Source organism: Rhodoferax sp. (genome assembly GCF_023701345.1).
GTDB lineage: Bacteria > Pseudomonadota > Gammaproteobacteria > Burkholderiales > Burkholderiaceae_C > Rhodoferax.
This window is the reverse complement of record NZ_JAMPXE010000113.1, coordinates 1-11,336: the sequence shown is the minus strand read 5'-3', so window position 1 is coordinate 11,336 and position 11,336 is coordinate 1. Positions and strand designations below refer to the sequence as shown.

General features: G+C 59.0%; 11 protein-coding genes. All 11 read right to left on the bottom strand.

The genetic code is table 11. The features are described 5' to 3' along the window. Positions 1-177: 177 nt before the first annotated feature. The 11 genes from NDI87_RS13730 to bamB all read right to left on the bottom strand — a co-directional run bounded on the left by NDI87_RS13730 (position 178) and on the right by bamB (position 11,166). Positions 178-1,383, bottom strand: coding sequence for a PLP-dependent transferase (locus tag NDI87_RS13730; RefSeq protein ID WP_296275923.1), 1,206 nt, complete (start codon positions 1,381-1,383; stop codon positions 178-180). Between the two features lie 18 nt (positions 1,384-1,401). Then, on the bottom strand, positions 1,402-1,926 hold the full coding sequence (locus NDI87_RS13725) for a phosphoribosyltransferase (RefSeq protein ID WP_296275922.1): 525 nt from the start codon (positions 1,924-1,926) through the stop codon (positions 1,402-1,404). A 65-nt stretch (positions 1,927-1,991) separates the two neighbouring features. After that, positions 1,992-3,368, bottom strand: a complete 1,377-nt coding sequence (locus NDI87_RS13720) for an adenylosuccinate synthase (protein WP_296275921.1) — start codon at positions 3,366-3,368, stop codon at positions 1,992-1,994. A gap of 19 nt (positions 3,369-3,387) precedes the next feature. Further along, positions 3,388-4,539: an ATP phosphoribosyltransferase regulatory subunit gene (locus NDI87_RS13715; protein WP_296275920.1), complete on the bottom strand. Its 1,152-nt coding sequence runs from the start codon at positions 4,537-4,539 to the stop codon at positions 3,388-3,390. A gap of 57 nt (positions 4,540-4,596) precedes the next feature. After that, positions 4,597-4,785: a DUF2065 domain-containing protein gene (locus NDI87_RS13710; RefSeq protein WP_296275919.1), complete on the bottom strand. Its 189-nt coding sequence runs from the start codon at positions 4,783-4,785 to the stop codon at positions 4,597-4,599. Between the two features lie 14 nt (positions 4,786-4,799). Then, complete coding sequence (hflC, locus tag NDI87_RS13705; RefSeq protein ID WP_296275918.1) at positions 4,800-5,696, bottom strand: protease modulator HflC; 897 nt, start codon at positions 5,694-5,696, stop codon at positions 4,800-4,802. Positions 5,697-5,705: 9 nt separating this feature from the next. Then, positions 5,706-7,103 carry an FtsH protease activity modulator HflK gene (gene hflK / locus NDI87_RS13700; RefSeq protein WP_296275917.1) on the bottom strand — a complete coding sequence of 466 codons (1,398 nt, stop codon included), beginning with the start codon at positions 7,101-7,103 and terminating at the stop codon, positions 5,706-5,708. A gap of 14 nt (positions 7,104-7,117) precedes the next feature. Beyond that, positions 7,118-8,320, bottom strand: coding sequence for a GTPase HflX (hflX, locus tag NDI87_RS13695; protein ID WP_296275916.1), 1,203 nt, complete (start codon positions 8,318-8,320; stop codon positions 7,118-7,120). Next, entirely contained in the window at positions 8,298-8,546 is a 249-nt protein-coding gene (gene hfq / locus NDI87_RS13690; RefSeq protein WP_296160774.1) for an RNA chaperone Hfq, read from the bottom strand. The genes hflX and hfq overlap by 23 nt, the downstream gene beginning before the upstream one ends. Before the next feature lie 118 nt (positions 8,547-8,664). Beyond that, complete coding sequence (gene der, locus NDI87_RS13685) at positions 8,665-10,002, bottom strand: ribosome biogenesis GTPase Der (RefSeq protein ID WP_296275915.1); 1,338 nt, start codon at positions 10,000-10,002, stop codon at positions 8,665-8,667. Positions 10,003-10,029: 27 nt separating this feature from the next. After that, positions 10,030-11,166: an outer membrane protein assembly factor BamB gene (bamB, locus tag NDI87_RS13680; protein ID WP_296275914.1), complete on the bottom strand. Its 1,137-nt coding sequence runs from the start codon at positions 11,164-11,166 to the stop codon at positions 10,030-10,032. Between the last annotated feature and the right edge of the window lie 170 nt (positions 11,167-11,336).

The following is an 11,336-nucleotide window of genomic DNA, read 5'->3' as shown; positions in this document are numbered from 1 at the left end:
GCCCGCTTTGCGCTGGGCTTTTTCTTTCAGTTTCTCTTCTTTTTTCTTCTTCTTTGCCAGTTCTTTCTGACGCTTTTCGTAGCCGTAATTAGGTGTTGCCAAGTTGTGCTTTCAAGTTAATGCCCTGATTTTAGCCGCCCGGGCGAGGTGAGCCAGCATGACAGACCGCGCCTGAACTCAAGCGACCTGTTGCAAGGCTTGCAACAGGTCATTCTGCAAGTCCGCAGCAGACTCCAGGCCAATGGAAAACCGAACCAGCGTGCCCCGCGCCAGGTGCGCCGGCCATTTGGAACGCATGGTCTCGAGCTGGTAAGGCATGACCAGACTCATGGGGCCGCCCCAACTGTAGCCAATCTTGAACAATTGCAAGGCATCGCAAAAAGCATCCACCTGCGCCTGACTGTAGTCCGGCTTGAAGATCACGCTGAACAAGCCAGCCGCCGCCCCAAAGGCGTCGCCACACAACGCCTGCCATTGCGCATGGCCGGGCGACTGCGGCAAGGCAGGATGCAGGACCTGGGCAAACTCATCGCGCTGCTGGCAGCCATGGGCCAGCGCACGGGTGCTTTCATCGTGCTGCCGGTAGCGCAGCGACAGGCTGGGCAAAGCCCGCAACACGCTCTCGGCATCGTTGGCGGCAACCCCGAGCCCGAGGCGCATATGGCACAGCTTGAGCCGCATGTGCAAGCCTTGATCGGTGGTGATGACACTGCCCATCAGGACATCGCCGCCACCGCTGGGGTATTTGGTCAGTGCGTGAATGGAAATATCAACCGCCAACGCTGGCAACTGACCCGGCTGCAGGTCAAACGGCCGGAAGGCCAGACCCGCACCCCAGGTGTTGTCCAGGGCGCAAAGCACCTTGGCGGCCCGGCACAGGCGTACCTGCTCGCACAGGTCGGGGAATTCCAGCGTGACCGAACCTGCGGCCTCGAGCCAGACCAGCCTGGTTTGCGGCGACAGTTTGGCTGCCAAGTCAGCGGGGTCCATGGGGTCAAAGTAGCGGTGCGTGATGCCCCAATGCGCCAACTCACCCTCGGCCAAGGCTTTGGACGGGCCGTAGGCATTGTCGGGAATCAGCACCTCATCACCGTTTCGGAGCAAAGCCAGGCATACCGTCGCAATGGCCGCCAAGCCACTGGGTACCAGCAAGCACTGGGCGCCGCCCTCCAGCGTGCAAAGCCGCTCTTCAAGGGTGTAGGTGGTGGGCGTGCCGTGCAACCCGTAGGTGTAGGCCGACTTGTCTTTCCAGTCAAACTGGCGCATGGCAGCCACATTCGGAAAAAACACCGTGGAGGCTTTGAAAACCCCGGGCTGCGGTGCGACAAACCCCGACGGCGGCTGGTAGGGATGATGGATCAGGGCGGTGATGAGCTCAGCCATGGCAAAAACAGGTGGGTATCAAACACTCCATTTTTTGATCAGTTGCTCGGGACGCAGGCTGTCGTAACCTTCAAAGGGCTGGTGAATCCAGGGGTTGGTCGGCAGGAATTCAACCGAATAATCGGGCGTGAACTTGGACAGCGACTTGGTCCAAATGACGGCACTGCGCAGCTCGGTGATCGGCTTGTAATTATTTCTGAGCTGATCGATCACAGCGTTCAACGTGAGGCCGGAATCTGCCAGGTCATCGACCAGCAACACCTTGCCGGCGATCTCCCCCTTGGGCGTGGTGATGTAATGCGCGATGTCAAGATTGCCTTGCTGCGTGCCTGATCCGGCACGATAGGAACTGGTGGACATGATGGCCAGCGGCTTGTCAAAAACCCGCGACAGAATGTCGCCCGGGCGCATGCCGCCGCGTGCCAAACACAGAATGGTGTCGAATTCCCAGCCCGACTGAAAAATCTTGATTGCCAGTTTTTCAATCAGGCCATGGTACTCGTCGTAGCTCACATACAGATGCTTGCCGTCTTCTGTCAACATAAATGCCCCTTGAATAATCGTTGCTAACGCGGATCGGATGTCAATGAAAAATGGCAACTTCGGGATCAGTCGGCCAGAAAAGGATGGCGCATCATGATGGTGTGATCGCGGTCCGGGCTGGTCGAAATGATGTGTACCGGCACGCCCGTGACCTGCTCGATACGCTGCAGATAGAGCCGTGCCGCCATGGGCAATTTTTCGTATTGCGTGACGCCCACGGTGCTGTCGCTCCAGCCTTCCAGGGTTTCATAGACCGGCACGCAACGCGCAATGTCATCGGCCCCCATAGGCAGGATGTCGGTCACTTCACCGTCGAGTTCGTAACCGGTGCACAACTTGAGCTCTTTCAGACCATCAAGCACGTCCAGTTTGGTGATGCACAAGCCGGTCAGGCCATTGACCTGCGCCGAGCGCTTGAGCAGCGCCGCATCAAACCAGCCGCAGCGGCGGCTGCGCCCGGTGGTAACGCCTTTTTCAGCGCCCACGGTGCTCATGTGCCAACCCGGTGTGCCTTCGACTTCCCAGTCGAGTTCGGTCGGGAACGGGCCGCCACCGACGCGGGTGCAATAGGCTTTGGTGATGCCCAGAATGTAATGCAGCAGACCAGGGCCGACACCGGCGCCGGCGGCGGCATTGCCGGCCACGCAGTTGCTGGAGGTGACAAACGGATAGGTGCCGTGGTCAACATCGAGCAACGTCCCCTGCGCACCCTCAAACAGCAGGTTTTCGCCGTTCAGATGGGCGTCATTGAGTTCGCGCGAAACGTCAGCCATCATGGGCTTGAGCAGCTCGGCGTGGCGCATGGCCTCGTCATAGACTGCGTCAAACTGCACTTCGCCGTCTTTCATGTAAGGTGCCAGCGTCGGGCCAAAGTCAAAGGCTTGCGAGCCCAGAAAAGTGGTCAGCACGTGATTGTGCAGGCTCAGCAGCACGCGCAGTTTGCCGGCAAAGCGCTCGGGAAACTTAAGATCCTGCACGCGCAGGGCGCGGCGGGCAATTTTGTCCTCGTAGGCGGGACCAATGCCGCGCCCGGTGGTGCCAATCTTTTCGCTGCCGCCCTGCTCGCGCGCCGCTTCACGCGCCACATCCAGCGCTGCATGAAAAGGCAGAATCAAGGGGCAGGCTTCGCTGATGCGCAGTCGTGAACGCACGTCGACGCCCACCTTTTCCAGCCCGGCAATTTCTTCAAACAGCTTGGCCGCCGACAGCACCACACCGTTGCCGATGTAGCACTTGACGCCCGGGCGCATGATGCCGCTCGGAATCAGGTGCAGCGCGGTTTTGATTCCGTTGATGACCAGCGTGTGGCCGGCATTGTGGCCGCCTTGAAAACGCACCACGCCCTGGGCGCTCTCGGTCAACCAGTCCACCAGCTTGCCCTTGCCCTCGTCACCCCACTGGGTGCCAACGACAACAACGTTACGTCCTTTGATTGCAGTCATTTTTTGCTTCTCTATAGTTTCAATGTTTGGCTTGAACAATCCAGTGCCCGCCAGCTTCAACCAGCTCGCGGTCGCAATGGAACTCATCGACTTCGCTCTCATGACCTGGCAGCACACAGACCACAATCTCGCCGCGTGCGCGCAAGGCGGCAATGGCGGCATTGAGGCTGGCATCGTCGCGCCAGGGGGCGCGAACAGCCGCTTGCAAGGCCCGCGGTGCCACCACCGCCACCAGCGCCTTGAGGTCGAGACTGAAACCGGCCGCGGGCCGGTTGCGGCCAAATATCGCACCCACCTCGTCATAACGACCACCGCGCACCAAAGCGTCACTGGCGCCGGGTGCATACATGGCAAAACGCACACCGGTGTAATACGCATAACCACGCAAGTCGGCGAGATCAAAACTGAGCTTGGCCGCCGGCAGGTGCTGCGCCAATTGCCGCAGGCTTTGCAGCGCTTCCTGCACCTCGGGCAAAGATGGCAGGACTTTTTCTGCTTCCACCAAGACGCGCTCGTCACCATAGAGTTGCACCAGCGCCAGCAAGCCCTGCTGTACCGGCTGAGGCAGATCACGGGTGAGTGCACGCAATTCGGCGCTGTCCTTGGCGGCAAGCGCTGCGTGCACATCAGCCAACCGGGCTGCATTCAGGGTAACCTCCGCGAGCAAGGCCTTGACCAAACGGGCATCTGCCAGATCAATACCGGGCGCCTGCACCTTGGCCGCCTTGAGACAGTCGACGGCCAGCGTCAGTATTTCGATGTCAGCTTCCAGGCCTGAATGGCCATAAATTTCGGCGCCCAGCTGCAATGGCTCGCGCGTGGCATGGGGCGCACTGGCGCGGGTATGCAGCACCGGGCCGCAATAACACAGACGGGTAACCCCGGCACGGTTTAGCAAATGCGCATCGATGCGCGCGACTTGCGGCGTGCTGTCGGCGCGCAGTCCCATCATGCGACCAGACAGCTGATCGACGAGCTTGAAAGTCTGCAGGTCGAGCGCGGAACCGGCACCCGTCAGCAGTGATTCGAGATGTTCCAGCAACGGTGGCATGACCAGTTCGTAGCCATAACTGCGTGCGGTATCGAGCAAGTCGCGGCGAAGTTCTTCGATGTGGCGCGCCTCAGAAGGCAGGACATCGGCAATGTGATCCGGCAGAACCCAAGCGGACATGTGATTTTGAGAGGCTGTTAAATACGTGATTTTACCGGGCAAAAGCACGGCATTTCGTCACGTCAGCCACCAAATCAGCGCCACACCCAGCAACAGGCTGCACAAACCGAAGAATCGCAACTGGCCATCGCTGAGCTTGAGAATCTGGACAAAGGTCTGGCGCCAGGTGCCCGGTAACATGAAGGGCATGAAGCCCTCAATGACCAGCACCAGCGCCACGGCCAGCCAAAAGGTGGTGCTGTCCAAACCAGCCCCGGGCTTTACTTTTTGGGGCTTGCCGACACGCCACCGCGCATGGCCTTGAAAAACTCGGAACTCGACGGGTCGAGCACCATCACGTCGTTCTTGTTGGCAAAGGACGCTTTGTAAGCATCAAGGCTACGGTAAAACTGGGCAAATTGCGGGTCACGGCCAAACGCCTCGGCATACAGCCGCGCCGCCTCGGCATCACCCTCACCCTTGAACTTTTGGGCATCGCGATAGGCATTTGCCACGGTAACCTCGCGCTGGCGATCGGCATCGGCACGAATCTTTTCGCCTTCGGCAAAGCCGGTGGAGCGCAGCTCGTTGGCAACGCGCTTGCGCTCCGCCTCCATGCGACGGTAAACCGATTCGGTGATGGCATCCACGTAGTCCACCCGGGTGATGCGCACGTCGATCACATCCACACCCCAGGGTTTGGCACCGCGCACCTGGCTCAAAACTTCAGCCTTGACATCGTTCATCACTTCTTCACGCTTGGCCGACAGCAGTTCTTTGACGGTGCGCTTGTTGACTTCTTCCTGAAAAGCGTTGCGTACCACCCGGTTAAGCTGGCTGGCGCCGGCCGCCTCGGTGGTGCCAACGTTGCGAATGTACTCGGTGGGTTCGGAAATGCGCCAGCGCACATACCAGTCAATCACCACCCGCTGCTTCTCGGCGGTAAGCACTGGCTCGTTGTCGGTGCTGTCGAGCGTGAGCAAGCGCTTGTCAATGTAGGACACATTTTGAAACGGCGGCGGCAGCTTGAAGTTCAATCCCGGCTCGGTAATCACCTCCTTGATCTGACCCAGGGCCAGTACCACACCAAACTGGCGCTGATCCACCACAAAGAGCATTGAGCTGAGCAGAGCCAACGCAAAAAGAATGCTTGAAAAAATAAATCCTAAGCGGTTCATGCCTGGCTCCTATCGGGTTTCACGGGTACGGTCACGCGCCGCGTCACGGGCGCGAGCATCCGAAATGGCGGCAGCCGCATTGGCAGGACTGGGCGATGGCGGTACCGGCACGGTTGCCGCGTCCTGGGCCACCTGCCCGGTCATCTGGATCAGCTTGTCAAGTGGCAGATACAACAGGTTCGAACCCTGTTTGGAGTCCACCATGATCTTGGTCACACTGCCGTAAATTTGTTGCATGGCATCGATGTACATGCGGTCACGGGTCACCTGGGGCGCCTTCTGGTACTCGGCCAATACCGACTTGAAGCGTTGCGCGTCACCCTGGGCCTGCGCCACGATCCGGGACTTGTAGGCATCGGCTTCTTCCTTCAGGCGCGAGGCTGCACCGACAGCACGGGGAATCACGTCGTTGGCGTAGGCCTGGGCCTCATTCTTGGCGCGCTCACGCTCCTGACCAGCCTTGAGCACATCGTCAAACGCGGCTTGCACCTGCTCTGGCGGTCTCACGCCCCCCTGTTGCAGGTTGATACCCACCACCTCGATACCGACCTTGTAGCGGTCCAGAATGGTTTGCATCATGGCGCGCACCCGTGGCGCGATCTGGTCTCGTTCTTCGGACAGCGCACTGTCCATCTTCATCTTGCCGACCACTTCGCGCACCGCCGTTTCAGCAGCCTGCACCACGGCATCAGCCGGATTTTTGCTCTCGAACAAAAAAGCGCGCGCGTCGTTCAACCGGTACTGCACGGCAAACTTGATTTCTACAATGTTTTCGTCCTCGGTCAGCATCGCCGACTCGCGCAATCCAGTGGCCTTGATGACCACGTCACGGCCTACATCCACTGAGCGGATCTGGGTCACAAAAATGAGCTCGTGGCGCTGAATCGGATAAGGCAGACGCCAATTGAAACCCGCGCCCACAGTTGAGTTGTACTTGCCGAACTGGGTGATAACCGCCTGTTGACCTTCCTGCACAATGAAGAAACCGGTACCGAGCCAGATCAAGACAGCAACGGCCGCCACCAGCCCCACGCCAATACCAGCACTCTTCATGTCAGGCTGAAAACCTCCACCGTTGTCACCGCCTGAACCACCGCCACGAATCGGCGGCGTACCCCGGTTGCCGCCTTTGACATTGCCAAACAAGCCGCCCAGTTTGCGATTGAAGTCACGCCACAACTCGTCGAGATCCGGCGGCCCCTGGTTGGCACCACGTTTCGGACCACGAGGGGTCTGATTGTGGGGCTGCGTATCGGGTGCTGGCTCGGGCGGTTGCTGGTCACCCTGCGCATCAGATGCGTCCGGCTTGTCGTCGGAACGCCCCCAACGTGGATCATTCAGGTTGAACATACCCCGAAGTCGGGATGGCATGGCAGCCAGGCTAAAAGTCGGTCGTTGAAGTTTCATCGAATCACTCATATTTATTTTGACTCCATTGTGCCGAAATCAGGGTCAGCCTCATGAGTCACATGGAAATCCGGCTGCAAAACCGGTGTCGCTTCAGGCACCTGAATCTTTTCAACCAGCATCTGGCGCAAGTCGGCCACCCCATCACCTGTCTGTGCACTCAAAAAAATCCGGGGAGTAGGCACCCCTGCCAGATCGTAGACATCTTGTACCCCATGGGGCCGCAAAGCGGGCTCGACCTGATCGAGCTTGTTGAAAACCAGCAACTGGGGAATATCACCCGCGCCAATTTCAGACAACACGCGCTGTACCTCGGCGATTTGCTCAAGGTGACCGGGGCTGGAAAAATCAACCACATGCAGCAGCAGATCAGCATCCACGGCTTCCTGCAAGGTGGCCTGGAATGCATTAACCAGCCCGTGCGGCAAGTCCCGAATGAAACCGACGGTGTCTGACAAGGAAATCACCCGCCCGAGCTCACCCAGATACAACTGCCGGGTGGTGGTATCGAGCGTGGCAAACAGTTGGTCTGCGGCATAAACACGCGCTTTGACCAGGGCATTGAAAAGCGTGGACTTGCCCGCGTTGGTGTAACCCACCAGCGAAATGTTGAAAGCATCACGGCGCTCGCGCTGGCGGCGCTGGGTCTGCCGTTGTCGCTTGACCTTGACGAGCCGTTCCTTGATGCGCTTGATGCTGTCTGCAATCATGCGCCGGTCCAGCTCGATTTGCGATTCGCCCGGCCCCCCGCGCATGCCGATGCCGCCACTCTGACGCTCCAAATGAGACCAGCGACGCACCAGGCGGGTACTCAAATACTGCAGGCGTGCCAGCTCGACTTGCAGCTTGCCTTCATGGCTGCGCGCGCGCTGGGCAAAAATCTGAAGAATCAGCAAGGTGCGGTCATTGACCGGGAGTTCAAGATGACGCTCCAGATTGCGCTGTTGCGCCGGACTCAGGCTTTGGTCAAACAAAACCTCCTGCACGCCCAATTGATTCGCAATTTGCTTGATTTCGTCAGCTTTGCCGCTGCCAATGAAAAGTGCGGCGTCCGGGGCTTTGCGTTTACAAGTGATGCGCGCAACCGGCGTCAAACCGGCAGTCTGAGCCAGCAGACCTAGTTCTTCGAGTTGAGCATCAAAAAAGGGAAGACCAAAATCGACCCCCACCAGCAAGGTGGGAGTGATCTGGCGATCAGACTGCTGCAGGTTGTTCACCCTCAGTCGCTGAAAAATTGACGGCCCGTCCAGGCACAATGGTCGAAATGGCGTGTTTGTAGACCATTTGTGTCACCGTGTTGCGCAACAGGACCACATATTGATCGAACGACTCAATCTGACCTTGTAGCTTGATGCCATTAACCAGATAAATTGACACCGGAACATGTTCCCGACGCAAAGTGTTCAGAAATGGATCTTGCAAGAGTTGGCCTTTGTTATTCACGATATTCTCCGTGTTTGGAAATTTAAGAAGGGTTGACGATAACACAGCACCATTCAATATCCTGGCGGCGCGGCTCTAATTCCTCACGAAATCCAGCGTCACCCGGGCAGCAGGCTGATCAGGCGACCTTGTCCGCAAAAGGGTTGCTGGAAGTCTTCATCTCAATGCGCAGCGGTGTCCCCACCAGATCGAACTCTTTGCGAAAACGTCCTTCCAGAAAGCGCTTGTAGGCATCGGTCACGTGCTCCAGAGAATTGCCATGGATCACGATGACCGGCGGATTCATGCCGCCCTGGTGGGCATAGCGTAATTTGGGCCGGAACATACCTGATCGTTGCGGACTTTGAAATTGCACCGCCTCCAGCAACAAGCGTGTCAGCACCGGGGTTGACATCTTGCAGGTGGCCGCCTTGTAGGCCTGCGCGATGGAAGCCCACAAGGGCCCCAGACCCTGGCGCTTTTGCGCCGAGATGAAGTGCATATTGGCAAACTTCAAGAAAGGCAGGCGGGTTTCAACCGAGCGCTTGACCAGTTCGCGCTGATAGTCGTCCACAGCGTCCCATTTGTTGACGGCCAGCACCACGGCGCGGCCGTTTTCCAGAATGTAGCCGGCAATGTGGGCATCCTGGTCCGTCACCCCCTGGGTCGCGTCAATCAGCAGCAACACCACATGGGCGGACTCAATCGCTTGCAGGGTTTTCACCACCGAGAATTTTTCGATCGCTTCAAAAACCTTGCCGCGCCGGCGCAGGCCAGCGGTGTCAATCAGTTCAAACTTCTGGCCATTGCGTTCAAACGGCACTGAAATCGCATCGCGCGTGGTACCCGGCAGGTCAAACGCCACCAGGCGTTCTTCGCCCAGCCAGACGTTGATCAGGGTTGATTTGCCCACATTCGGCCGGCCAGCCACCGCCAGTTTGATGACACCGGGCTGCTCGGCTTCCTGGATTTCGTCTTCGCCTGGCTGCAAAGGCAGCAAGGCCAGATCAAGCAACTCGCGGATGCCCTGACCGTGGGCCGCCGACACGGCAAGAACTTCACCAAATCCGAGTTCATAGAATTCGACGAGTTGGCTGCCTGCCACCATGCCTTCGGCCTTGTTGGCGACCATCACACAGGGTTTGCCCAGACGCCGCAGGTAGTTGGCAATGTCATGATCCTGCGCGGAGACGCCGGCGCGCGCATCGACCACGAAAATCACCACATCAGCTTCGGCCACCGCCTGGCGCGTTTGCTTGGCCATTTCCTTGTAGATGCCGGCGCTCGCATCGGGCTCGAAACCGCCGGTGTCAATCACGATGTATTCGTGCTTGCCCAGCTTGCCATTGCCGTAATGCCTATCACGCGTCAAACCCGCAAAATCTGCCACGATGGCATCGCGCGATTTGGTCAGACGGTTGAACAACGTCGATTTGCCAACGTTGGGTCGCCCGACCAATGCCAATACAGGTTTCATGCCGTGCTATCCGTGAAAGAGCCAGTGTTATTCAGGTCGAAAACCATAGACACCCCCCTGTCGCGTGACCACCACCAGGGTGTCAGCTGCCACCACCGGCGTCACACGAATCGGTGAGCCATCGGTCGCCAGACGGGTCAATGGCGTGCCGTCGGCACGCGACAAAAAGTGCACCAGCCCGGTGGCATCACCAAGCACCACCGAACGCCCCAACACCAGTGGCGCACTGAGGTCCCGGTAGCGCAGGCGATCGGTGGTCCAGACCGGCTCACCGTTGCTGCGCCGCCAGGCCAGCACGCGACCATCACTTTCCACGCCATAAACCTGCTGTTCATCACCCTGCAACCCCACGGCACCGGCCGCTGCACGTTTCCAGATAGCGGTACCACGCTGCGTATCGACACAGCCCACGGCGGACTGGAAAGCGCGCGCGCAAATCTCATTGGATTTCCGGCTGAAACCGCTCACCAGATCCACCAATCGCTCAATGTCGTTGGTACCCCGCGGCGTGGCCAGCGCCACATCCCACACGGTGTTGCCATTGAGTGGATTCATGCCGACCAGGCGACCTGACAGTCCGGCCACCAGGGTATTGCCGACTGCCGTCAGGATGCCCGCCTGGCGCAACACCAGCGCCTCACCGGGACGCTGCTGCTGCCAGAGCTTGCGACCGCTTCTGGCATCAAATGCCGCCACACTGCGGTCGGCACCCAATACAAATACCCGCTCACCGGCCACCAGCGGTGCGGTGAAGACCTGCGTGGTCAGTGCGGCACGCCAAATGACCTGGTCAGCTTCGAGCGCCACCAATTCGTTGGCACGGGTGACAACGGCGCTAAAGCGTCCGTCACTGCCTACACCGGCGGCAATCGGTGCGCCGACCAGAGTACGCCACAACACGGCACCGCTGCGCGCATCGAGCGACAGCACAGCACCATCCGCAGCCGCAAGTGCCACCGTGTGGCCAACTACCTTGACCTGCAAAGGGAAATCGACCGGCGCAATTTTGCTGCTCCAGGCGGTACGCACACCCAGCAGCGCCGGATTGGCACCCAAATCAGCCGGCTTGAGCGCGTCAGTGCTGCTGGCACAGGCGGACAATGCGGCCACCAGCAACACCAACAGGGCGCGCCGCCATGCCGCCACCGAATAAAGATTTGCCATGATTTTTACTTCCCGGCCGCAATAGCTAATTGATCCTGGGGTCCGACATCAACGCCCAGGGCGTTGAGCTTGACCTCAACCAGACGGCGATATTCGGTACGCGCGTCAAACAACCGATAGGCTTTTTCGTATTCGGTGACCGCTTTGGCCTTGTCACCTTGCAAGACCAG